This window comes from Mycobacterium pinniadriaticum (assembly GCF_026242045.1).
In the GTDB taxonomy this organism is placed as follows: domain Bacteria; phylum Actinomycetota; class Actinomycetes; order Mycobacteriales; family Mycobacteriaceae; genus Mycobacterium; species Mycobacterium pinniadriaticum.
Genome location: NZ_JAPJDO010000020.1, coordinates 23,584 through 46,285 on the forward strand (window position 1 = coordinate 23,584; position 22,702 = coordinate 46,285).

The 22,702-nt window shown below is 65.6% G+C and carries 21 protein-coding genes; 12 read left to right on the forward strand and 9 right to left on the reverse strand.

Features of this window, described 5'->3' with window-relative positions:
• The first annotated feature begins 66 nt into the window (after positions 1-66).
• From ORI27_RS20355 to ORI27_RS20370, 4 genes are read left to right on the forward strand one after another with little or no spacing between them, the layout of a single operon-like run.
• Positions 67-1,035, forward strand: a complete 969-nt coding sequence (locus tag ORI27_RS20355) for an LLM class flavin-dependent oxidoreductase (RefSeq protein WP_265998825.1) — start codon at positions 67-69, stop codon at positions 1,033-1,035.
• Entirely contained in the window at positions 1,032-2,126 is a 1,095-nt protein-coding gene (locus ORI27_RS20360) for an NAD(P)H-dependent amine dehydrogenase family protein (protein WP_407666379.1), read from the forward strand. Before ORI27_RS20355 ends, ORI27_RS20360 begins: the two co-directional genes overlap by 4 nt.
• Positions 2,127-2,144: 18 nt before the next feature.
• Positions 2,145-3,110 carry an LLM class flavin-dependent oxidoreductase gene (locus ORI27_RS20365; RefSeq protein ID WP_265998827.1) on the forward strand — a complete coding sequence of 322 codons (966 nt, stop codon included), beginning with the start codon at positions 2,145-2,147 and terminating at the stop codon, positions 3,108-3,110.
• Positions 3,107-4,294, forward strand: coding sequence for a cytochrome P450 (locus tag ORI27_RS20370; RefSeq protein ID WP_265998828.1), 1,188 nt, complete (start codon positions 3,107-3,109; stop codon positions 4,292-4,294). Before ORI27_RS20365 ends, ORI27_RS20370 begins: the two co-directional genes overlap by 4 nt.
• A 6-nt stretch (positions 4,295-4,300) precedes the next feature.
• Here the strand turns inward: ORI27_RS20370 and ORI27_RS20375 are convergent, their stop codons facing one another.
• On the reverse strand, positions 4,301-5,545 hold the full coding sequence (locus ORI27_RS20375; protein ID WP_265998829.1) for a TetR/AcrR family transcriptional regulator: 1,245 nt from the start codon (positions 5,543-5,545) through the stop codon (positions 4,301-4,303).
• 157 nt (positions 5,546-5,702) lie between these two features.
• Here ORI27_RS20375 and ORI27_RS20380 point away from each other — a divergent pair, with 157 nt between their 5' ends.
• Genes ORI27_RS20380 through ORI27_RS20390 form a run of 3 tightly spaced genes read left to right on the forward strand, consistent with a single transcriptional unit; the run spans position 5,703 to position 9,394 of the window.
• The gene (locus ORI27_RS20380; protein WP_265998830.1) at positions 5,703-7,178 is read left to right on the forward strand and encodes an aldehyde dehydrogenase family protein; all 1,476 of its coding nucleotides are present in this window, start codon (positions 5,703-5,705) and stop codon (positions 7,176-7,178) included.
• A gap of 11 nt (positions 7,179-7,189) precedes the next feature.
• The gene (locus ORI27_RS20385; RefSeq protein ID WP_265998831.1) at positions 7,190-8,488 is read left to right on the forward strand and encodes a cytochrome P450; all 1,299 of its coding nucleotides are present in this window, start codon (positions 7,190-7,192) and stop codon (positions 8,486-8,488) included.
• 24 nt (positions 8,489-8,512) lie between these two features.
• Positions 8,513-9,394 (forward strand): mycofactocin-coupled SDR family oxidoreductase, encoded by an 882-nt coding sequence (locus ORI27_RS20390; RefSeq protein ID WP_265998832.1) that lies wholly within the window; start codon positions 8,513-8,515, stop codon positions 9,392-9,394.
• Between the two features lie 6 nt (positions 9,395-9,400).
• Here ORI27_RS20390 and ORI27_RS20395 read toward each other — a convergent pair whose 3' ends face one another.
• The gene (locus ORI27_RS20395) at positions 9,401-10,060 is read right to left on the reverse strand and encodes a TetR/AcrR family transcriptional regulator (protein ID WP_265998834.1); all 660 of its coding nucleotides are present in this window, start codon (positions 10,058-10,060) and stop codon (positions 9,401-9,403) included.
• Between the two features lie 169 nt (positions 10,061-10,229).
• Between ORI27_RS20395 and ORI27_RS20400 the strand changes: the two genes are divergently transcribed.
• Positions 10,230-11,018, forward strand: a complete 789-nt coding sequence (locus tag ORI27_RS20400; protein WP_265998835.1) for a spirocyclase AveC family protein — start codon at positions 10,230-10,232, stop codon at positions 11,016-11,018.
• Positions 11,019-11,051: 33 nt separating this feature from the next.
• Complete coding sequence (locus tag ORI27_RS20405; RefSeq protein ID WP_407666381.1) at positions 11,052-12,224, forward strand: cytochrome P450; 1,173 nt, start codon at positions 11,052-11,054, stop codon at positions 12,222-12,224.
• Here ORI27_RS20405 and ORI27_RS20410 read toward each other — a convergent pair.
• Complete coding sequence (locus ORI27_RS20410) at positions 12,211-12,831, reverse strand: DUF2306 domain-containing protein (protein ID WP_265998837.1); 621 nt, start codon at positions 12,829-12,831, stop codon at positions 12,211-12,213. The two genes, ORI27_RS20405 and ORI27_RS20410, sit on opposite strands and share 14 nt — an antisense overlap.
• A gap of 55 nt (positions 12,832-12,886) precedes the next feature.
• On the opposite strand from ORI27_RS20410, the gene ORI27_RS20415 reads away from it, so the two are divergent.
• Complete coding sequence (locus ORI27_RS20415; protein ID WP_265998838.1) at positions 12,887-13,582, forward strand: TetR/AcrR family transcriptional regulator; 696 nt, start codon at positions 12,887-12,889, stop codon at positions 13,580-13,582.
• Here ORI27_RS20415 and ORI27_RS20420 read toward each other — a convergent pair whose 3' ends face one another.
• From ORI27_RS20420 to ORI27_RS20435, 4 genes are all read right to left on the reverse strand, one after another.
• Positions 13,583-15,037: an aldehyde dehydrogenase gene (locus tag ORI27_RS20420; protein WP_265998839.1), complete on the reverse strand. Its 1,455-nt coding sequence runs from the start codon at positions 15,035-15,037 to the stop codon at positions 13,583-13,585.
• A gap of 157 nt (positions 15,038-15,194) precedes the next feature.
• The gene (locus tag ORI27_RS20425; RefSeq protein WP_265998840.1) at positions 15,195-15,431 is read right to left on the reverse strand and encodes a hypothetical protein; all 237 of its coding nucleotides are present in this window, start codon (positions 15,429-15,431) and stop codon (positions 15,195-15,197) included.
• A 198-nt stretch (positions 15,432-15,629) separates the two neighbouring features.
• On the reverse strand, positions 15,630-16,013 hold the full coding sequence (locus ORI27_RS20430) for a type II toxin-antitoxin system death-on-curing family toxin (protein ID WP_265998841.1): 384 nt from the start codon (positions 16,011-16,013) through the stop codon (positions 15,630-15,632).
• On the reverse strand, positions 16,010-16,216 hold the full coding sequence (locus ORI27_RS20435; RefSeq protein WP_265998842.1) for a CopG family transcriptional regulator: 207 nt from the start codon (positions 16,214-16,216) through the stop codon (positions 16,010-16,012). The genes ORI27_RS20430 and ORI27_RS20435 overlap by 4 nt, the downstream gene beginning before the upstream one ends.
• A gap of 715 nt (positions 16,217-16,931) precedes the next feature.
• Here ORI27_RS20435 and ORI27_RS20440 point away from each other — a divergent pair.
• Positions 16,932-18,941 (forward strand): VCBS domain-containing protein, encoded by a 2,010-nt coding sequence (locus ORI27_RS20440; protein ID WP_265998843.1) that lies wholly within the window; start codon positions 16,932-16,934, stop codon positions 18,939-18,941.
• Positions 18,942-19,041: 100 nt separating this feature from the next.
• Positions 19,042-20,526 carry a DUF4185 domain-containing protein gene (locus ORI27_RS20445; RefSeq protein ID WP_265998844.1) on the forward strand — a complete coding sequence of 495 codons (1,485 nt, stop codon included), beginning with the start codon at positions 19,042-19,044 and terminating at the stop codon, positions 20,524-20,526.
• On the opposite strand, the gene ORI27_RS20450 is transcribed toward ORI27_RS20445, so the two are convergent.
• Together ORI27_RS20450 and ORI27_RS20455 are read right to left on the reverse strand one after the other, a co-directional pair.
• Positions 20,523-20,921: a VOC family protein gene (locus tag ORI27_RS20450; RefSeq protein ID WP_265998846.1), complete on the reverse strand. Its 399-nt coding sequence runs from the start codon at positions 20,919-20,921 to the stop codon at positions 20,523-20,525. The genes ORI27_RS20445 and ORI27_RS20450 overlap by 4 nt on opposite strands.
• 59 nt (positions 20,922-20,980) lie before the next feature.
• Positions 20,981-22,690, reverse strand: a complete 1,710-nt coding sequence (locus ORI27_RS20455; RefSeq protein ID WP_265998847.1) for an amidohydrolase — start codon at positions 22,688-22,690, stop codon at positions 20,981-20,983.
• Between the last annotated feature and the right edge of the window lie 12 nt (positions 22,691-22,702).

A 22,702-nucleotide genomic window follows, 5' to 3' on the forward strand; every position in this document is an offset into this window, starting at 1 on the left:
CAACAGGGTCAAGGAACCGATCAAACTCTGGCAGTCGGGAACAAAGTTTAGGTTATGGTGAGCCCAATGTTCACACTGCGATTCGACATGCGCGCACCGGCGGGTTCCGCACCGGCCCCCGACCTCTATGCGGCCGCAATCGAGATGTGTGCGTGGGCCGAGGACCGCGGTGCTGTGGTGGCCGTGCTGTCCGAACATCACGGCACCGAGGACGGCCACCTGCCCGCACCTCAGCTCCTGGCATCGGCGATCGCAGCCCGGACGAAGCGCCTGGCGATCCTGCTCGCCGCGGTTCCCATCACGTTCTGGGATCCGGTCCGGCTCGCCGAAGAGATCAGCGTTCTGGACATCATCAGCAAGGGCCGGGTCTCGTACGCGTTCGGCATCGGCCACCGGATCGAGGAGTATGAGCACTTCGGCGTCGACCCACGTGGCCGCGGAAAGCTGGCCGACGAGTCGCTGGCCCTGCTGCGGGCCCTGCTGCAAGGACAGCCCGTCGACCACGACGGGCGGCGGATACACGTGACACCGCCTCCCGCGACGCCGAACGGCCCGTATATGTGGATCGCCGGCGGGAGCCGGGCCGCGGCACGGCGGGCGGCGCGGTTCGGGCTCGGGTTCATTTCCCAGGCCGCTTCGCCTGCGCTCGAGGAGTTCTATGAGAGCCAGTGCCGGGCCAACGGATTCGAGGCCGGACCGGCACAGTTCCCCGTCCTGGGTGCGCCGACCACGGTCTTCGTCGCCGAGGATGTCGACTCCGCGTGGCATGAGCTGGGGTCGTACCTGCTGCACGACGCGACGATGGCGGCGTCCTACCGCCACGGGGACGACTCGGTGGCGAGCATCTCGCGAGCGGCCAGCGTGTCCGAGCTGCGTGAGGCAGGCGGTGCCTATCGGATCTTCACCACCGAGGAAGCTGTCGAGTACATCCGCGGCGGCAGAGCGCTTCCCCTGCTGCCGCTGTGCGGTGGTGTGCCCCCGGTCGTGGCGTGGCCGTATCTCGAGCGCGCCGCGACAGCAAGCCAGCGTGCATGACCACCAGAGGAGGAGCAGTGAGCGCACCACTGAGAATCGTGGTCTGGTCGACCGGTGGTGTCGGCTCGATCGCCATCGACGCGATCCGAGTCAGGCCCGATCTCGAGCTCGTCGGGGTGTGGGTGCATTCCGCCGAGAAGGTCGGCAAAGATGCGGGGGAGCTGGCCGGTGGCGATCCGATCGGCGTCGCGGCGACCAATGACGCTGCCGAACTCATTGCGCTGCAGCCCGATTGCGTGGTGTACGCCGCGAGCGGCCCCGACCGTGACGGCGGCGCGGTGCCCGACTACCTGAAGCTGCTCGAGGCCGGTATCAACGTGGTGTCGACGTCATCGACCAGTCTGGTGTACCCGCCGGCGTACTACTCACCGCAGTGGCGCGACCAGCTGGAGCAGGCCGCGAAGACCGGCGATGCGTCGTTCTACGCGTCCGGCATCTTTCCCGGTTTCGGATCCGACCAGCTGGCCCTGTTGCTGTCGACCCAGTCCAAGAAGATCCACCAGGTGAAGGTCACCGAGGTGGCGCTCAACGACCACTATCCCGTCGCCGACGTGATGATGAACGGAATGGGCTTCGGCCACCCGCTCGACTTCGAGCCACTGCTCAAGACGCCCGGGTTCATCGAGATGGCCTGGCGGGCACCGATCTACCTCATCGCCGCCGGACTGGGGGTCGACGTCGACGAGGTCAGGGGAACCCTCGACCGGCGGCTCACCGACCGAGACATCGAGGTGGCCTTCGGCACGATCAAGGCGGGCACCTGCGGTGCTGTCAGCACCCGGGCAGCCGGCGTGGTCAACGGCCATGAGGCCATCGTCGTCGAGCACATCATCCGGATGGCGCGCGACGTCGCACCGGACTGGCCGGCATCGGAGTTCGACGCCAGCTACCACGTGGACATCGAGGGCGACCCCGACATCCACTGCTCGATGAACGTCGGTGCCGCCGAAGGTCACGGCGCCGGTCACGCCGCGATGACCGCAACGGCGATGCGAGTGGTCAACGCGATCCCGTACGTGGTCGCCGCACCGGCCGGTCTCTTGAGCTCCCTGGACTTGCCGAACACCCTGCCGCGCCACGCGATCGACTGACCCAGAAGGAGACAACGCTTGTTCTCGATCCGGTTCGATATGCGGGCGCCGGCCTTCGGTGCTTCGGCGACGGACCTCTACGCAGCGGCGATCGACATGTCCGCGTGGGCCGAGGAACACGGCGGCCTGGCGGCGGTTATATGTGAACACCACGGATCCGAGGACGGCTATCTGCCGGTGCCGCTGATCCTGGGCTCGGCGATCGCGGCGCGGACCGAGCGGTTGTTGCTCACGCTGGTCGTGATCCTGCCGCTCTACGACCCAGTTCGGTTGGCCGAGGAGATCGCGGTACTCGACATCATCAGCAAGGGCCGGGCTTCCTACGTGTTCGGACTCGGCTACCGGCCCGAGGAATTCGAGCATTTCGGCCTGGACGTGTCGCGCCGGGGACGCCTTGCCGACGACAAGCTGACCGTGCTGCGCGCCCTGCTGGCCGGTGGTATCTCGCCGCCGCCGCAGACCCCGGGCGGCCCGATGCTGATGTGGGGTGGCGCGAGCCTGGCCGCCGCGCGCCGCGCGGGCCGGTACGGACTCGGCCTGCTGGCCAACGGAGCCGTCCCCGGTATGCAGGAGGCCTACGAGGCCGCATGTCGGGCGCATTCCCACGAGCCCGGCCCGACGCTGCTGCCACCATCGGATACGCCGACGGTCACCTTCGTCGCCGACGACGTCGACCGGGCGTGGGACGAAATCGGCGAACACCTGCTGCACGACGCCCGGATGTATGCGCAGTGGAACGAGGACAACGACACCTCGGCCGGCATCTCCAACGCCCGCGACGTCGTAGACCTGCGGGAGAACTTCCCGTCCCACCGCATCATCAGCGTCGCCGAGGCTGTCGAAACCGTCCGCAGCGGTGGACGTCTCAACCTGTCGCCGTTGTGCGGCGGGATCCCGCCCGACATCGCGTGGCCCTACCTGAAGCGGGTCGGCGACGTGGTTCTTCCGCAAGCGCAAACACCGACCCACCGGAGCAGTGAATGACCGCCGTCGATCTGTACTACGACCCGTTCGATTTCGAGATCGACGATGATCCGTACCCCATCTGGAAACGGATGCGGGACGAGACACCGCTCTATTACAACGAGAAGTACGACTTCTACGCGCTGAGCCGCTACGACGATGTCGCCCGGGAGCTGCACAACTGGGATACCTACCGGTCCGGCCGGGGCACCACGATCGATATCATCATGAGCGGCCTGGAGGTGCCGCCCGGGGTCATCCTGTTCGAGGATCCGCCGCTTCATGATCTTCACCGACGGCTGTTGTCGAAGGTGTTCACGCCCCGGCGAATGGACGCCATCGAGCCACTGACCCGGCAGTTCTGCGTTCGAGCCCTCGATGCGCTGGCCGGGGTGTCGCGGTTCGACGTGATCACCGATTTCGGGGCGCTGATCCCGATGCGGACGATCGGCTACCTGCTGGGCATCCCCGAAGCGGGGCAGCAAGAGATCCGGGACAGCACCGACAAGGCAATCGGGTTGACGGACGGCGCCTTTCAGTCGGTGTCGGCCAGCGCGTTCGAGAATGCGTACCAGTTGTTCGCCGACTACATCGAGTGGCGCGCCGCCCATCCGTCCGACGACCTGATGACGCAGTTGCTCAACGCGGAGGTCGAGGAGGACGACAAGCTGCGGCCGCTGACACGCATCGAGGTGCTCACCTACACCAGCATGATCGCCGGGGCGGGCAACGAGACGACCACCCGGCTGATCGGCTTCATCGCTCAAATGCTGGCCGAGCACCCTGATCAGCGGCGTGAACTCGTCGACGACTTCTTACTGATCCCCGGGGCGATCGAGGAAGTGCTGAGGTATCAGGCGCCCTCGCCGGTACAGGCCCGCTACGTCGCCCGCGACACCGAATGCCACGGCCGGCGTATCGCCGAAGGCTCAGTCATGTTGCTGCTCAACGGTTCGGCCAATCGCGACGAGCGCCACTATCCGCGTGGTGAGGAGTTCGACATCCACCGGGGCGGCGCCCACTTGTCGTTCGGGCAGGGCCTGCACTTCTGTCTGGGCTCGTCGCTGGCGCGTATGCAGGCCCGAGTGGCGCTCGAAGAGATGCTCACCCGCTGGCCCGAGTGGGACGTCGACTACGACAACGCCGCCATGGCGCACACCTCGAGCGTACGGGGATGGGGCACGCTGCCGGTGATTGTCGGCTGATCCGGCTCACGCTCGCCGCTGGGCGACACCGCGCAGGGAGGTGTCCCGGACGTGGACGAGCGAGGCTCGCGCACCCAGATCGCGCAGGATGTTCTCCGGAATCCAGCTGACGCCGATGACGGCGCGCGCGAGCATCTCGTTCGACGGGCTGTCGATGCTGATTTCGCCAGTCCGGATGCCTTCGGCCAATAGCGATTTCATCTGGCTGACCCGCGTCGAGAACAGCCAGCCGGGACTCGGGGTGTCCGGGGGAGACTGGCGCATCCACGCCAACTGGATGCGGAACTCGTCACCGAACCGGTCCAGCACGTTGGTGTGAATCCATGCCATCGCGTCGATCTTCTCCAGCGGTGAGGAGTCCGAACGCAGAACACGGGTCCATCCCGGGGCGATCTTTTCGCCGAATGTCCGCATGATGTCGGCCAGCAGTTGATCTTTGGAACCGATCAGCCGATACACCGTTCCGGTGCCAAGGCCGGCCGCCGAGGCGATGTCCCTGATCGTCGTGAATTCAAAGCCTTTGCGCCCGAATTCGGCTCGGGCGACCGCCCTGATGCGGGTTCGCTCGTCGGCGGGGTCGTTCATCTCCTGCCACGACCGCACCACCTCGTCGGCCGCGAGGTAGGCGGGAGACCCGTCCAACTGTGCGTCGGTGACGGTATCGGTGGCCAGCCCCTCCAGCAGGATCCGGCAGAACAGGGCGGCGAGCTTGTCGGCGCCGGCATTGTGCCGGATGACATCCAGGCCGACGTGCAGCATGGTTTGCACGAAGCGGTCGGCGAGCACCGGAAGGTCGACGTGCGGCCCGATATAGCCACTCCACCGCGCGGCCCGCAGAGTCTGCAGGGTGGCCTGCAGAACCGCGGTGGGCCGCTGTCGGGCGAGTGCGGTCAATTCCGGATTCGGCGACGGGAACTCGTAGAACGTCATCTGCAGCGCCGCCCGATGGGTCACCGCGCATTGGGCGATCGCCGAACCGAGATCGACGAGTCGGTCGAACACCGACGACGCGGCCGGATCGTCGAGCCGACTCTCGGCCTGCCCGGCGATCCGATCCAGATCGTCGTGGTAGCGCCTGAGCAACTCGACGAGGATTGCTTCTTTGGACTCGAAATGGTGGTACAGGCTTCCCGCCTGTATGCCTGCCGCGTCGGCGATGTCCTGCAGTGACGTCCGCAGCCCGGAAACGGCGATCAGCGCGGCCGCGGACTGCAGTATCTCGGTGCGCCGGGCGCTGTCGCCGGACGACACGCCCGCAGGCTCCACGTCCCCTCCCAGGGCTGACCAGATGTTTGGTAAACGGTAGCAGAACGCTGGCCGCCTGCAGGGCCCTCTATCGTTGACGACGGGTGAGGGACTGGGTATGGTCCGAACAAACGTTAGGTTTGGTATTCCATGGGCAGAAACAATGGCTGACACACGCTTTGAGACGAAGATGATGATCGACGCCAAGCTCGTCGACGGTGCGGCGGGCACCTTCACCAACATCAACCCGGCGACCGAGGAAGTCCTCGGCGAGGTGGCCGATGCGTCGAGGGCGGACATGCACCGCGCCATCGACGCGGCGCGGCGGGCCTTCGACGACACCGATTGGGCCACCAACCATGCCTTCCGCCAGAAGTGCCTGCTGCAGCTGCAGGATGCGCTGGAGGGTGAGCAGGAAGAGCTGCGTGAGGAACTCATCCTCGAGGTCGGCTGTCCACGTGCCATCACCCACGGACCGCAACTGGATGCGCCGCTGGCGGACGCGCTGCGGTACCCGGCCCAGCTCATCGACGAATATCCCTGGGAAACCTCGTTGGGTGACGCGGTGGTGTCGGTCACCGGTGTCAACACCACCCGCAAGGTCTGGCGTGAACCGGTGGGTGTCGTCGGCGCGATCGTCCCGTGGAACTTCCCGTTCGAGGTCACCATCCAGAAGATCGGTCAGGCACTGGGGACCGGCAACACCATCGTGCTGAAGCCGGCGCCCAACACGCCCTACAACGCGACCCGGCTGGGCCGGCTGATCGCCGAGAACACCGACATCCCGCCGGGCGTGGTCAACGTCGTCACCGCATCGGACCATTTCGTCGGCGAGGAACTCACGCTGTCGCCGAAGGTCGACATGATCTCGTTCACCGGATCGACGGTGGTCGGGCAGCGGATCATGGAAAAGGGCGCCGCGACGATGAAGCGCCTGTTCCTCGAACTCGGTGGCAAATCGGCGACCATCGTGCTCGAGGACGCGGATTTCGCACTCGGCTGCATGATGGGCATCGCGCCCTGCATGCACGCCGGCCAGGGTTGTGCCAACCCCACCCGGTTGCTCTTGCCCCGGTCCCGCTACGACGAGGGGGTGGAGATTCTCCGCGGCATCTACGAAGGTGTCGCCGCCGGTGATCCGCAAGACCCGGGAACCCTGTGCGGCCCGGTGATCTCCGATCGGCAGCGCAGCCGCATCCGCGGCTACATCGGCAAGGGTGTGGAGGAGGGCGCAACCCTGCTCGTCGGTGGAGCCGAGGCACCCGAAGGGCTCGACAAGGGATTTTTCGTCAAGCCAACGCTTTTCGTGAACGTCGACAACTCCATGACGATCGCGCAGGAAGAGATCTTCGGCCCGGTGCTCTCGGTGATTCCGTTCGACGACGAGGACGACGCGGTGCGCATCGCCAACGACAGCCCCTACGGTCTGGCCGGCAATGTCATGGCGGGCACGCTGGAGGGTGCCCTGGCGGTGGCCAGACGCCTGCGTGCCGGGTTCATCGGTCTGAACGGCACGGCCGGATACGGCGCCGATACACCGTTCGGCGGATACAAGGCCAGCGGCGTGGGCCGACAGAACGGTATTGCCGGATTCGACCAGTACACCGAGATCAAATCGGTTGCCTACCCCGCGAATTAGGAGATCTTGTTTTGACCCCTGCAGATGGTCGCCGGCCCGGCGGCTCCGACTTCGACGTCGTGGATTTCTTCACCGACGAGGCGCTTGTACCCGACCCCTATCCGTACTTCGATCACCTGCGGTCGAAATGCCCGGTGACGCCGGCCACTGCCTTCAACGTGCTGGCCGTCACCGGCTACGACGCAGCACTGAGCGTGTACAAGAATCCGGCGTTCTCGTCGTGCGTATCGGTCGCAGGGCCGTTCTCGGGCATGCCGATCACCCCGGGTGAGATCGATGACGTCACCGAGCTGATCGAGCAGCACAGCGCCAACGTTCCGATGGCCGAACACATCACGTCGCAGGACCCGCCGCTGCACACCCGCACCCGCAGCTTGATGAACACACTGATCACGCCCAAGCGCCTCAAAGAAAACGAAGACTTCATGTGGCGGCTGGCCGACCAGCAGCTGGACACCTTCATCGCCAAGGGGCAGTGCGAATTCCTGGCCGACTATGCAAAGCCCTTTTCGCTGCTGGTCATTGCCGACCTGCTGGGGGTACCCGCAGAGGACCACGAGGACTTCAAGACGGTGTTCGCCAATGAGACCGTCGGTGAACTCGGCAAGGATGCGCCCACCTCGCACAACCCGCTGGAGTGGCTGAACGACAGGTTCTACCGCTATCTCGACGAACGCAGACGCGCGCCCCGCGAGGACGTGCTCACCGGACTCGCGCTGGCGAAATACGAAGACGGGTCGACACCCGATCTCGCGGACGTGGTGAACCTGTCGACCTTCCTCTTCGCTGCCGGAAGTGAGACGACGACGAAGCTGGTGAGCTCGGCGGTGCGGTTCATCGGTGACAACCCGGGATTCGAACAAGCGCTACGCGACGACCGCAGCACGATTCCGGCGTTCCTCGAAGAGACCCTGCGGATGGAAAGCCCGGTCAAGGCCCATTTCCGGATGGCGCGCACGACAACGACGATCGGCGATGTGACCGTCCCGGCCGGCACGACCGTGATGCTGCTGCCGGGTGCCTGCAACCGGGACGCCGAGAAGTTCGAGCAGCCGCACGAGTTTCGCGCCGACCGGCCGAACGTGCGCGAGCACATCGCGTTCATCCGCGGTGCACACTCCTGCCCGGGCGCACCGCTGGCCAGGGCCGAGGGACGAATTTCGCTGAACCGGATCCTGGATCGCATGAAAGACATCAGGATTTCAGAAACCGACCACGGTCCTGCCGACAACCGGCATTACCGATACGAGCCGACGTTCATCATGCGCGGGCTCAGCGAACTGCACATCACGTTCACGCCGGTCGGCTGACCAGGCCGCAGAGAGGGAGACAGGATGACCGGAAAGCTGGAGGGCAAGGTCGCTTTCATCACCGGCGCGGCGCGCGGGCAGGGCCGGGCACACGCGATCGCGATGTCCAGGGAAGGTGCCGACATCATCGCCGTCGACATCTGCCGCGACATTCCGTCGAACCCCTATCCATTGGCCACGCCCGACGACCTGGCCGAGACCGAGCGCTCGATCAAGGAGATCGGCCGTCGAGTCCTGGCGCGAGTGGCCGACGTCCGCGAGCGCCACGAACTGCGCGACGCCGTCGAGGCGGGTGTGGCCGATTTCGGCAAGATCGACATCGTCGTCGCCAACGCCGGAATCCTGCCGATGGCGATGGGGCGTCCGCACGACGCGATGTCATTCGTCGACGCCAGCGATGTGGACCTGCTCGGTGTGATGAACACCGTCGCCGTCACGGTTCCGCACCTGCCCAGCGGGGCGTCGGTCATCATCACCGGTTCGACGGCCGGCATGATCCGGGGGACCACCGACAATCCGAACATGGGGCCCGGTGGACGCGGGTATGGCTGGAGCAAGCGGGTGATCATCGAGTACGTCGAAGAAATGTCGCTGGCGCTGGCGGACAGAATGATCCGCGTCAACGCGATCCACCCGACCAACTGCAACACCCACCTGCTGCAGAACGACGGGATGTACAGCATGTTCCGGCCCGACCTGACTCAAGCGGGCAAGCAGGCCAGCCGTGAAGACGCCGAGCCGTTGTTCACGCTCTTCCAGGCGATGCCGATCCCGTACATCGAGCCTGAGGACATGGCCAACCTCGGCGTGTTCCTCGCCAGCGACGACAGCCGCTACATCACCGGGCAGCAGATCCGCGTGGATGCCGGCTCATTGCTCAAGTGGCCCAACGGCCCTGGGGGATAGCGGCATTCAGCCGGGCCGGTGCAGGAAGCCGTGCAGAGTCGCCTGCACCAGCTCGTCGATGATCGCCTCCCGCGACGGCGGCCGGGTCCCGAAGAAGGTCGACCGCAGCGCCACCATGCCGACGATCATCGCGACGGTCGAATGCGCGGGCAGATCCGGCTGATTCGAGCGCAACCCGCGCAGGCTCATGCCCTCTGCACTGATCTGGCCGAGCACGCTGAGGGCGCGGCGGATGTCGGCGATGCCGGCGGCCTCGATGTCGTCCTCGCTGAGCCCCTCGGATGCCACGAGGGTCAGGACCAGACCCTGATGCTCGACCAGAACGTCATACAGCGGGCCGATGAATTGGCGCGACAGCTCCTCCTCGTCGGTGTCCTCGGGGACTATCGCCTGCCAGGTCTCCCGGAATTCGTCGAGGAAGCTGGTGAACGGCACGACGAGGGCTTCTCGGAACAGCCCGGCTTTGGAGCCGAAGTGGCGGAACAGCAGATATTCGCTCACGCCGGCGGCCTCGGCGATCTCGCGAGTGGTGGTAGCGCGATAATCCTTGCGCGCGAACAGATCACGTGCCGCATCGAGCAGCAGTCGGCGCGCCTCACCGCGCGCGCGCCGGCCGGCCTGGACCTCGGCGGCGCTCTGCTTCTTGACGGCTTTGTGTTGGGGCACCGGTTTTCACCATAGTCGGGCCTTGACCGCTCGCGATGTAATAGTGTCCACTATTACTGATTCCGAAAGGGGCCGATGTGGGCGCAGTAATCATGCTCGGCACGTTGTTGGGTCTGATCGTGCTGATCTTCGGTGTGGTCATCTACTTTGATCCGGAAGCACGGGATCGATGAACACCGGGCTGACGCCGGTGATGATCGCCGGCCTTTCATTCGCCTACATCGGCGGCGTGGTGTTGCTGGCTGTCGGTGGGTATTTGAGCGTCCGTCGCAGCCGAATCCACCCGCTGCTGTTGGTTTCGATCTCGGCGATCTCCTTCTCGTGGATCGAGGCGCCGTACGACTGGGCGATGTACGCACAGTTCCCGCCCGCGCTCCCGCGGATGCCGTCGTGGTGGCCGATGAACATGACCTGGGGCGGCGGTCTGCCGTCCTCGGTGCCCATCGGCTACATCTCGTACTTCGTGTTTCCGGCGCTGATCGGCGCGGCCATCGGCCGGTGGTTGGTGAAGCGCTTCGGGTGGCGGCGGCCGCAGACCTTGTTGGCTGTCGGCTTCGCCGTCGGATTCTGCTGGGCGTTCTTCTTCAACGCCGTCGTCGGTGCCCAGCTCGGGGTCTTCTACTACGGCTATGTGATCCCCGGGCTGGCGATCTTCGAGGGAACCAAACACCAGTACCCGATCTATGACTCCATCGCGATGGGTGTGCAGATGATGGTGTTCGCCTACCTGCTCGGGCGCACCGACGAGCAGGGCCGCAATGTCATCGAAATGTGGGCAGACAAGCGATCCTCGGGCCGGGTCGGCGCCGCGTTGCTCTCGATTGCGGCGGTCATCGTCGTTGGACACGTCATGTACGGGGCCGTCTTCGCGCCGCACCTCGCGACGAAGCTGGGCGGCTATGTGACCGTCGGCCCGACCGAGCAGCTCTTCCCGGGCGTGCCGAACCAACCCAGATAGGTCCACATTGTGAACAACGGCGCGACTGTCGAGTTGTACTACGACCCTTTCGATTTCGCGATCGACGACAACCCATACCCGGTGTGGCGGCGGATGCGCGACGAGGCGCCGCTGTACTTAAACGACAAGCACGGCTTCTATGCCCTGAGCCGATACGACGACGTGTCGAGAGCCCTTCCGGACTGGGAGACCTACCGATCCGGTCGGGGCACGACGCTGGACATCCTGGCCAGCGGCATCGAGGTGCCACCGGGAATCCTGCTCTTCGAAGATCCACCGCTGCACGATCTACACCGACGCCTGCTGTCCCGGGTGTTCACCCCGCGGCGCATGCTGGCCGTCGAGGATCTGGTGCGCGGCCTTTGTGCACGCGCGCTCGACCCGCTTCGGGACAGCTACGGTTTCGACTTCGTCAGCGATCTCGGTGCGATCATGCCGATGCGGACGATCGGCTACCTCCTGGGCATTCCCGAGGACGGCCAGCAGGCCATTCGCGACCGCAACGACAGTCGGATCACGGTCGACGCCGAAGCGGGCGACATCAGTCCGACGATCTTCCAGGACGCAATCGCGGAGTTCGCCGAGTACATCGAGTGGCGCTCGGCCCACCCCTCCGATGACTTGATGACCGACCTGCTCAACGCCGAGGTCGAGGAACCGGACGGGACTCGCCGGCGGCTGGAACGCACGGAGGTGCTCGCCTACACCGCGATGATCGCCGGCGCGGGCAATGAAACCACGGCCCGGCTCATCGGATTCATGGGCCAGTTGCTGGGTGAACACCCCGAGCAACGGCACGAACTCGTCGAGGATCCGTCGCTGATCGCATCGGCGGTGGAGGAGACGCTGCGCTATGAGCCGCCGTCGCCGGTCCAGGCGCGCTACGTGGTGCGCGACGTCGAGCTGTACGGGCACACCGTCCCCGGGGGATCGCACATGCTCCTGCTCAACGGGTCGGCGAACCGGGACGATTCGCGGTTCACCGACGCGGACCGCTTCGACATCCACCGCACGGGTGGGCATCTGAGCTTCGGTCAGGGGCTGCATTTCTGCCTCGGGTCGGCGCTCGCGCGGCTCGAAGCGCGGGTGGCCTTCGAGGAGGTCCTCACGAGGTGGACTGACTGGGACGTGGACTACGAGAATGCCAGCAGGGCAAGGACATCCAGCGTGCGGGGCTGGGCGCGGCTGCCGGTCAGGACACGGTAGCCGGCTGGCGATTCAGCCACCGTCGCACCGTGAAGAACGGTGTCGTCCAGCCGAGCCACGCGCCGAGGCCTGCGGCGAACCACACGTAGTGGTCCTTGTTGCCGTCAAAGACTATGTCCTGCAACGGCTGCAATGCGATGAAGATGATCGGTGTCCAGATTCGATTGGTGATGATGGACAACGCCAGCGTGGCGCTGAGGATCATCTGGCGGCGATGCTCGCGGAATCGGTGCTGTCGTGCCACGAGACACCCGGTCGTCGTGAACCACAGCCAGAGGCTGGCCAGCACGACGTTGCTCACCGCCAGGAACGGCCCGAACGGGGTCGCCGCACCGATGACCAGTGCGCAGACGGCTGCCGGGATGGCGGCGGCCACGTAGACGTGACCGCACCGGCGGTGCAGCGCCGGATGCCGGGCACGGAGCCCCGGCCAGAGCTGAACGACGGTCAGCACCATCGCCATCGCGGCCAGCATCACGTGCCCGACCAGCAGCGGGTAGTGCAGCGCGAATGTCGCCGGCACCCGGGTATGGCCGGTGACATAAGGCGGCAGGGAGAAGGCGAGGAATGCCACGACAACCACGGCAAGCACCTTTGCGTATGTCATACGCAAAAGCGTACGTCATACGCATCACCGGTGCGCGTCGTTTAGGCTGAATGCGATGCCCGACGAGAAGATCCCCCCCGCACTCGCCGCGTTGTGGCGCGACCCGGCGCCCACGCGGCGGGCCGGCGGGCTGAGCCGGGAGCGCATCATCACGGCCGCGATCGAGGTGGCCGACGCCGACGGCCTCGGCGCGTTGTCGATGGGCAGACTCGCCGAGCGCCTGGGATGCGGCACCATGTCGCTCTACCGGCATATCGCCAACAAAGAGGAGTTGGTGGCATTCATGCTCTCGGCCGCGTCCGGGCCACCCCCGGCCCAGCTAGAAGGTGCGGATTGGCGCGCCGCGCTTACCGATTGGGCCTGCGGGCTATGGGACGTCTACCACCGACATCCGTGGATCCTGGCGGCGTCCGCCGCCGGACCCCCCGTAGACCCGGGTCAATTGGCCTGGCTGGATGCCGGCCTGGCCGCACTACGCGCGACGGACATGGGTGAGCGCGACAAGCTGGCGGCCGTCCTGGCGGTGCTGCATTTCGCCCGCGGTGCCGCCGCGCTGGCGATCGAGGCCCCCACCGATGGCGACGGTCCCGACTACCCCGGTCTGTTGCGCAGCGTGATCGACGCGAATCGGTTCCCGGCGCTGGCATCCGCGCTCGCCGCCGGCGCGTTCGATGACGGCGACGACAGCCACCTGGGGGAGTTCCGATCCGGGCTGGACCAGCTTCTCGACGGCATCTCCCTCAAGGTCTGATCAGCCGGCGGGCTGATAGATCGACTTGAGCTCCAGATACGCGGCGAGCCCCTCGGGTCCGAGTTCGCGTCCCAATCCGCTGGCCTTCACACCGCCGAACGGCGCGGTCGGATCGGGCAGGTAGTGGTTGATCCCCACCGTGCCCGACCGCACGCCTTTGGCGACGGCCAACCCGCGCTGCGGATCGGTGGTCCACACCGAGCCGCCCAGGCCGTAGTCGTTGGCGTTCGCGATGCGCACAGCGTCCTCGTCGTCGTCGTAGCCGGTGACCGTCAGCACCGGCCCGAAGATCTCCTCCCGGGCGATCTCGGCGTCATTGGAGACATCGGCGAAAACCGTGGGTGCGACGAACCATCCGGTGTCGATCCCGGCCGGGCGGCCGCCGCCGGTGGTGAGCCGGGCGCCGCTGCTGCGGGCGGTGGCGATGACGGACTCGACGCGGTCGCGCTGGCGTGCGGTGACCAACGGGCCGATCTGGGTGGCCGGATCCAGTGAACTGCCGACGGCCAGCGAGGCCGCCAGTGCGGTCACGACGTCGACGACCTCGGCGTAGCGGCTTCGCGGCGCGAGGATCCTCGTCCCGAGGAAGCAGGTCTGGCCGTTGTTGAGCAGCGTTGCGGCGAAAAGCTTCTCGCCGATCACGCTCAAATCCAGGTCAGCGTCGTCGAGGATGATCGCCGCAGACTTGCCGCCGAGTTCCAGTGTCACCGGTCGCAGCAATCCGCCGCACACCGTGGCGATCTCACGACCGACCTGGGTGGAGCCGGTGAACGCGACCTTGTCGATTCCGGGCTGTGACACCAGATAGGCGCCCGTCTCGCGTCCGCCCGGCACCACGTTGATCACCCCGGCCGGGATGTCGGACTCAGCGACCGCCTCGGCGAACAGGACGGCGTCGAAGACCGTCTCCGGTGCGGGCTTGATCACGAACGTGCAGCCCGCGGCCAGCCCGGGGGCGTACTTGAACGCGCCGAGTGTCTGCGGGAAATTCCACGGCACAATCGCGCCCACCACACCGACGGGAGTGCGGGTGATGGTGGTTTGTCCACCGAGCAGGCCGGCGCGCTCGGTGGTGAACGGCTCGGTGCAGGCCAGCTGCGCGTAATAGCGAAGCAAGATCTGAGGGAAGACGGCTTCGAGTTGGCTCGCGATCGCGACCGGCATACCGTTTTGGGTGCTGACGGCCTGGGCGAGTTGCTCGCCGCGCCGATCGAGCGCATCGGCAAGGGTTTCCATCGCCGCCGCCCGCTTGTCCGCGGGCCACGTCGGCCAGCCGCCGGGGGCATCGAAGGCGGCCCGGGCTGCTGCCACCGCCGCGTCGATATCGGCGTGAACACCCGCGGCAACGCTGCCCAGCCGCCGCTCGTCGTTGGGGGAGACCACAACGATCTCTTCGCTCGAGCTCGGTGCAGTCCACCGGCCCCCGATCAGGAACTTGTCGTAGTGGGTGCTCATGGGGCCACAAGGTATTCACCTCGCCGGGGCCGCGGTATCGCCTTGCCCCGCAATACGCCCGAACGAGCGCCCGAAATATCCCTTCCGGGAGGTCTGTCAGACATGAACCCGCCCGGGCCGTGCGGGCCCGGGCGGGAAGGTATGGAGTTGTGGATTGTTACGGGGCGTAGCAGCGCTCGTCGCCGTTGACGTTGATCCAGCAGTTGGGGCTGATGAAGTGGGCGTTGGGTCCGGGTACGTTCAGCACGCAGTTGGGTCCGTCGAGGTGGTAGCCGATTCCGCAGCCGTCGGCTGCGCTTGCGGTGGGGGCGAAGCTCAGGCCGAGGGCCAGCGCGCCGGCGGCGACGGCACTGGCGAAAAGTCCTGCGGCACCCTTGGTGATTTGTGCAGTCATCGTGTCCTCCGAGTTGTCAGGTGTGTGGTGAGCGAGGCTCGACAGGAATAGTGCGCTTGGCCATACCCCTCGTCTGTCCGCCAAGTGGAGGTTGTGCGGGACGAATTGCGGATCCACCGATCGGGGGACAGACGGCTGCTTACGTCAATCGGAGATCAGTTATAAAGGGTCGTTGCAAAACCTTGTGTGGCACGTGATTTAGCCATTTGCATGGCTCCATGCACGAAGTTGATCGGCGATCTTGCCGAGGTCGTCGTGGCTGCCACCGGCCACTCGGATGACGAAGTTGAAGCGGTCGTCCTCGGATGCGCTGATCCGTTGACCATTGATGGCCAGGAACGTCAGACAGCCGGTCCACGCGAGCCTCTTGTTGCCGTCCACCAGTGCGTGGTTGCGCAACAAGGAATGCAGCAGCGCAGCGGCTTTCACGTGGAGTTCGGGGTATGCATCCTGACCGAATACCGATGCGCGTGGTCGAGCCAGGGCCGAGGCGAGCAGCCCGTGGTCACGGACTGCGACATCGTCTCCGACTGCGCGCCGGGCAATTTCAAGGAGGTCTTCGAGATCGAGGTAGTCGATCATGCGTCCTTGAGTCGCTGTAGGACGCCGGCCTCTTCGGCCACTACGCGCTCGAGCGCAGCCTCGACACGGGACTTGTGCGCCCGTCGGGCGATGTACTCGTCGATAGCCGACAGCGCCACAGCCTGCATCGAGCGTCTCTCGGCGGCTGCCTGTCTACGTAGCGCTTCGGTCTGCTCGTCGCTGGTACGCAAAGTCATACCCATCGCCCGATGATACCGGATTGATACCACCACAGCGATTGGGGAAGTTGTGTGGTCTCAGTAGCAAGTGCTGGTCGCCGTAGCCGCAACCCTGCGCGGCGCTCGCGGTGGGGGTGAAGCCCCGGCCCAGGGCCAGCGCCCCGGCGGCGACGGCACTGACGAAAAGTCCGGGATAGTTGTGCGTCTGTCCGCCAAGCGGACGGATTGCGGATCCACCGATCGCGGGAGGTTTGGCGTTTCGTGTCGGCGCTCATCGCCGCCGGAGTCGAATTCTGATTTAACGCCGGATAGCGGTGGGGTGACTCGCCACTGACGTTTCATAGTGCACTGACATTGCGCTGTATATCGACTGTGAGCGTTGTTATTTTCTTCTCATCACAAATTGACGCACAGGTCGGTTGCGCGCTGCGTTCGTTGCGGCGGGCGACTTTTCAGCACACCAGTGTCCTTTACTGCGCATGTCGAGCAAGGGTTGAGGGATGAAGCCATGAAGTCTGTCCAGTTCGTGGGGCGAGTCGGTGCGCTGGCGGTCGCCCTGGGTATCGGAGCGGTGATCACCGGGATGTCGGGAGAGGCCTCTGCAAATACCGGTGATACGGGGTCGGCCGGCAGATCGACGACATCGCAGGATAAGCGCGCAACCAACTCTTCGTCAGCGAAACCTACGTCGGCGAACGCCCGGAAGTCAGGCATCGGTGTTGCCGGGCCTAGGAATTCCGTGCAGTCCGGCCGGGCGTTGGCGCCGCTATCGCAGTCACGCAAGCTGGCGGGCACGACGACTGCAGCGCCCAGAGTGGCATCGGCCGGGCGAGCAGTTCCGCCCGCCGACGGGACGTCGCGAATTTTCGCGATGCTGACCGGTGCGCTGAGTGCAGCGTCCCGCGATCTGGAGAACGTTCTGGAGAACAAGGCACCCGTTCTCAACATCACTCAGATTTCCGAGGATGTGCAGACGGGCGTGGTGAAAGGGTCCTTCGGTGTCTACGACCAAAACAGCGATCCGGTGGCCTTCACCGTCATCAGTGATCCGAGCAGGGGCACAGTCCGGATCGACAATATAGCGGGCACGTACGAGTACACCCCGACCTTGGAATTGGCGGCCGAGGGCGGCTGGGACGCCTTCACGGTGGAATACAACGACATCGGCTTCCACCTCTTCGACAGTGTCGAGCCCGGAATACAGAACGTGGACGTCTGGGTAAGCGCGATCGACACCTCGAACTACGTCGAGCCGCCGCCGCCAGCTGGCCAACCGCTGGCGGAGGAGCCGTTCGGCAGGTGGCCGGGTGCGCTCCAGTCGATGCGCGACTACCTGGAGAAAGTGCTGTTCGACAAGTCTCCGGTAGTCAAGCCCATCGACGTGCTCGCCGATGCGGAGACCGGCGTGGTGCTGGGAACCCTCGACTCGGTGGACCCGAACTCGGATCCCCAAGTCTTCATCGTCACCAAACAGCCGACGTTCGGAACGGTGATCATCGATGACAACGGCGGCTACTACTACAAGGTCGATCCCGAGAGCGAGCTCGCCCTCACCGGTGGAACCGACAGCTTCACGGTCGAGGCGCACGGCGTCGGATGGCACCTCTTCGACAGCGCAGGACCTACCACCGTGGACGTCACCGTGGCGGTACCAAAGGTCACTCCCCCCGCGTCGGAGACGCCGTCGACGGCAGCGGTGACGGCCGGAACGGGAACGGCGGCAGCCGGTGCCAGTGCGAACGGCAATGTTGTCTATAACTTCAAGGTGTACAACCAGTCCAGCGATTCAGTGCGGTTGTCCTATGGCTCGACGACGGCGGCGTTGCTCCAAGACCCTCCGCCGGACGGCACCATTCTCAAGCCCGGCAACACGATGGAATTCAGCGTCATCTTGAACTACGGAAGGTGGTCGAACGCGGAACTGACATTCACGACGACCAACACGGCGCTGGACCCATTCTCATATACCGTCAACTTGGGTGTACCGCAACGGTTTATCCCCAAGTTGAACGGTGGCGTTGTGAAGTGCACCGGACCCTGCACTCCAGGCAACAGTGGAGATTGGGATCTTGGTGACGGTGGAGGTGGGCCGAGTGGCTTTTACGACACGGCCTCCGTCGTACTGCTGGACCGCCCGGGGACGACGCGGAAAATCGGCCCCGACGAAGCGCCCCTGCAAGAACAGGTGATGCAGGAGTTCTGCGCATTGGACGGCGTCAAGTGCACGTGGGGCACGAGAACCAAGAAATATGTGTGGAGCCCATTCGTCCGCGCGCTCCCGGTATATGACAACTTCAACAAGACTCAGTCCGAGCCGCTGCCGGAGGACACCTTCGAAGTCAGTCATCAATGGGCGTTCGGCTTCAAGATAACCGGAAAAGCGTCGTTCAAGATATTGGACGCCATCGGCGCGGAGATCAGCGCGGAGTTCAATGCGACCTGGACCACCGGGCGCAAGTACACCCAGAAGTGGGCGGGTTCGGCGCCCCCGGACCGCAGGTTCATCGTCTGGAAGAGCAGGGCTCTCATCAGAACGACGGGTGATGTGACGGTGCAGCAGGGCAATACCACCTACGTGATCCAGAACGTCGGCGCAGACATGCCTGATGTGATCGATGGACCCGACGGCACCAAAGCGACGATGCTGACCCAACCCGGTCAGGACGCCACTTGGGTGATCGGTCAGCCGCTCCAGCTGACCTCGGCCCCTCCGCCGAGTACGTACGACAGCAGCTTGACCTACCCCTAGCTCGCCGAGCTATCGGCACTGTTTTCGACACGATCGGATATTTCGCTCCGTTCTCGGCCCTTCCGGCAAATACTGGACGGGCGAACGACAGGGGGCGGCCATGCGCGCAAGCGTGTATATCGGTGGAATCGGTGGGCTCGCGGTGGCGCTGGGCGTGGGCGCCGCGATCATGTCCGGTTGCGCAGTTGCATCGGCCGAACCGGCCGGCTCGGGCTCGTCATCGACCCACTCGTCGTCGGCCCACTCATCTGTCGGTCGTTCGCCGCGACCCAAACCCGCGGCCACCGCGGCATCCCGGCACCGCTTCGCGACCGCGCCGAAGGTAGCAAGACCACTGCGTAACAACGCATCCCGCGCACCGAACGTACCCGATCTGTCCGAGACGACGGTATCGAAGCTCACCCCCGCGGCGAGCACCTCGGCGGTCGCCGCCTCACCGGTCACCACCAAGGTCGGTTGGGTGACCGGCTCGAACACGCTGACGCCCAGCCGGTTCGGCATCTACGGCACCGACCTGGGCATCATGTGGGACAACGGCATGGCCGGTGCCGACCACCAGGTGCTGACGGTCTTCGGTGACACCTTCAGCCGTCCGAACATGACTGGGGTATGGCGCTCCAACGTGCTGCTGCGGACCTCCGATCCGATCGCACGCGTCTTCGCCCCCGGTTCGACCACCGACCCGTTCGCCGGCTCACCGCTGACCTCGGCCGGGATATCCAAGCAGGTGATCGCCGGAAGTGCCCGTTATCTCGGCCCGTTCGGCTCGGAGGTGACGATCATTCCGACCGCGGCCATCTCGGCGCCCTACGACAATCAGTACGGCGTGCGCCAGTACGTGAACTTCATGTCGGTGCGATCCTGGGACTTCAGCGGGGCGTGGACCACCAATTACTCCGCGATCGCCTACTCCGACGACAACGGTCAGAACTGGACCGTCGCGCCGCAGACCATCCGTGCCGCCAGCTGGCTCCGGTCGAGCACGTCATTCATATACGGAAACCAGAACTTTCAGCAGGGTGCCTTCGTCAAGCCGCCGGAAGACTCGCCCGACGCCGGATACGTCTTCTCTTACGGGACCCCGTCGGGCCGGCTGGGCTCGGCCTACGTATCCCGGGTCAACGAGGCCGACATCCTGGATCTGACGAAGTACGAGTACTGGGATGGCGACACGTGGGTGGCCGGAAAGCCCGGGGCGGCCGTCCCGATCCTGCCGGCGACCCGAAGCAATCAGTACGCCGGCGGAATCCTGGGCCAGCTCGGTCTGTTCTTCGGCAGCTGGGTGGCCGGGCTGTTCGGGGTCGGCGGGCCCAGCGGGCATGTCAGCGAGATGTCGGTGCAGTACAACACCTACCTGGACAAATATGTGGCGATGTACACCAGCAGCACCGGCAGCGTCATCATGCGCACCGCCGATTCGCCGCAGGGCACCTGGTCGGCGGCCACCACGCTGGTGACGTCGGTGCAGTACCCGGGGCTCTACGCGCCGATGATGGACCCGTGGTCGACCGGCCAGGACATCTACTGGAACCTGTCGATCTGGGGGAACTACAACGTGCAGCTGATGAAGACGACGCTCGCCTAACCCGCCGGCGGTGCGAAGAACTCCAGCGTGATGCCGTCGGGATCGCGGAAGCTCAGCCCCGAACCGTAGTGGGCGTCGACGATGCCGCCATGAGTGACGCCCAGCTCGTTCAGCCGGGCCTCCCACCGCTCCAGGGCGGCACGATCGGCGCAACCGAACCCGATGTGGTCCAGCCCGACGTTGTGCTCGCTGAACGGCTGATCCGACGGCGCGGTGGTGTGCTGGTGCAACCCCAGCAGGGTGTCGTTGTCGAGCAGGAACACACAGTGGTGGAACCCGGCGTCGGTGTCCTCGTCGAGCACCGGATCCGAGCCGATCAGCGCGCGATACCAGGGCACGCTGACCGACAGGTCACGCACGGTGACCGCAACATGAGCAAGGGTGGGAAAGGTCATGGGACGTCCTTGTCTTCGGTTCATTTCTCCAGTGCTGACGAATCAGCACCGCCACCGGTTCAGCAGCAGGTGTGACGTGGCTGACCGGCCAGGTGCGCGTGCCGGCCCGGATCGGTACGGCCGACCGCACCGACGAACGCGGTTAGGTCGATCCGTTCGCCGCTCAACCAGGTCCCGGTCACCCGGGCCTGGTCGGCGAGCTGCGTCGGATCCACCGCATAGGGGTCGGCGGCCAGCTCGGTGAAGTCGGCGAGCTTGCCGACCTCCAGCGACCCGATCAGGGTGTCCCGGTGCAGCGTCCGGGCGGCGTTGATGGTGTGCGCCCGCAACGCCTGATCGAGGGTGATCGCCTGGTTGGCCCCGTGCACGTTGCCGGCCCGGGTCCGCCGCGTCACCGCGGTCTGGATGTTGAGCACCGGCGTGGGAGGGGATACCGACCCGTCGTTGTGCAGTGAGACCACCGCTCCGGAGGCCACCGCGTCGGCGAACGGCGCCCATTGGCTGCCGTGCTCGTGGTCGAACATCTCACCGTCCAGCAGGTCACCCCAGTAGTAGTACTGGAACGGCGCCATCGAGACGTGAACGCCCAGCTGCGCGGCCCGGTCGAACAGCCTGCGGGTACCTGCACCGAGGTGTTCCAGACGCCAGCGATGATCGGTGCCGATCAGATTGTGCCGCTGCAGCGCCCCTTCGTAGGCGTCCAGGGCGAGTTCGATGGCCAGGTCGCCGTTGGCGTGAAAGGCCATCTGCCAGCCGGCGGGGGCCGCGACGTCGAGGATCGCGTCGAGCTGCTCGCGGTTGTAGTTCATCGACTGCGGCCCGCCGGCCACCGCGGGGTCGATGCCGGCGGTCCGGGTGGCGTCGGTACTCAGATACGGGAACGAGATGGCGATGTTGCCGATCCACGGCGAGCCGTCGGTCCAGAGTTTGACGCCCTGCTTGACCAGCAATGTTTCTGCGGCACTGAAGGATTCCGGATTGTTGTACGTGCCGGTGGTCGACATCTCCCACATGCTGATCCGCAACGGGCAGGACGGCGCGGCCGCCAGCGCCTCGTATGCGGTCTTGAGTTTCGGGTCGTAGGTCATGTCCGAGGTCGACGTGTAGCCGCCGCGGGCCATCAACGCGTAGTACTCGGCGGCGCTGACCAGTGGGTTGCCCAACTCGGCCAGGATCGGTCCGGCGACGCCGATCAATACCGGCGTCTCGAAGCCCTGTCCGTCGAGGGTGCCGTCGGGGTTGCGGCCGTAGTGCCCTCCGGCCGGATCGGCCGGGGGATTGACATCCCAGCCGTTGCGCTTCATCACCGCGGTGTTGAAGTACACGCCGTGGCCGGAGTTGTCGGTGACGACTGCGACCCGGTCGCCGAAGATCCGGTCAAGCTCGGGGCCCTTGGGGGACGGGCGCTGGTGCAGCAGTGCGTCGAACCCGGCGAACAGCAACGGTGTACTCGGGTCGGTATGGGCGATTGCATCGGCGAATATCGCCTCGACATCCGACCAGGTCGGGGCGTCCCACGGGGCGATCGAGCGGGCCGGCAGCTGGGTGGCAACCCCGCTCATCACCGGATGACTGTGCGGCTCAACCAGTCCCGGCAACAGGGCGGCAACGCCGGTGTCGATCATCTCGGCATCGGGGTACTGCGACCGGCAATCGGCGACCGAGCCCACGCCGGTGATCCGGCCATCGGACACCGCGACGGCCTCCGCGCGCGGTCGCGCCGGATCCATCGTGATGACGGTCCCGGCCGTGAGAATCTTCGTCGACATGTTCCCCCTCGC

Bases quoted from the DNA above. Each gene is read 5' to 3' on its own strand.
- ORI27_RS20410 (WP_265998837.1), bottom strand. From the start codon at position 12,831: ATGACATACGCAAAGGTGCTTGCCGTGGTTGTCGTGGCATTCCTCGCC.
- ORI27_RS20370 (WP_265998828.1), top strand. From the start codon at position 3,107: ATGACCGCCGTCGATCTGTACTACGACCCGTTCGATTTCGAGATCGAC.
- ORI27_RS20415 (WP_265998838.1), top strand. From the start codon at position 12,887: ATGCCCGACGAGAAGATCCCCCCCGCACTCGCCGCGTTGTGGCGCGAC.
- ORI27_RS20430 (WP_265998841.1), bottom strand. From the start codon at position 16,013: ATGATCGACTACCTCGATCTCGAAGACCTCCTTGAAATTGCCCGGCGC.
- ORI27_RS20450 (WP_265998846.1), bottom strand. From the start codon at position 20,921: ATGACCTTTCCCACCCTTGCTCATGTTGCGGTCACCGTGCGTGACCTG.
- ORI27_RS20390 (WP_265998832.1), top strand. From the start codon at position 8,513: ATGACCGGAAAGCTGGAGGGCAAGGTCGCTTTCATCACCGGCGCGGCG.
- ORI27_RS20435 (WP_265998842.1), bottom strand. From the start codon at position 16,216: ATGGGTATGACTTTGCGTACCAGCGACGAGCAGACCGAAGCGCTACGT.
- ORI27_RS20455 (WP_265998847.1), bottom strand. From the start codon at position 22,690: ATGTCGACGAAGATTCTCACGGCCGGGACCGTCATCACGATGGATCCG.
- ORI27_RS20420 (WP_265998839.1), bottom strand. From the start codon at position 15,037: ATGAGCACCCACTACGACAAGTTCCTGATCGGGGGCCGGTGGACTGCA.
- ORI27_RS20400 (WP_265998835.1), top strand. From the start codon at position 10,230: ATGAACACCGGGCTGACGCCGGTGATGATCGCCGGCCTTTCATTCGCC.
- ORI27_RS20360 (WP_407666379.1), top strand. From the start codon at position 1,032: ATGACCACCAGAGGAGGAGCAGTGAGCGCACCACTGAGAATCGTGGTC.
- ORI27_RS20425 (WP_265998840.1), bottom strand. From the start codon at position 15,431: ATGACTGCACAAATCACCAAGGGTGCCGCAGGACTTTTCGCCAGTGCC.
- ORI27_RS20355 (WP_265998825.1), top strand. From the start codon at position 67: ATGTTCACACTGCGATTCGACATGCGCGCACCGGCGGGTTCCGCACCG.
- ORI27_RS20445 (WP_265998844.1), top strand. From the start codon at position 19,042: ATGCGCGCAAGCGTGTATATCGGTGGAATCGGTGGGCTCGCGGTGGCG.
- ORI27_RS20380 (WP_265998830.1), top strand. From the start codon at position 5,703: ATGGCTGACACACGCTTTGAGACGAAGATGATGATCGACGCCAAGCTC.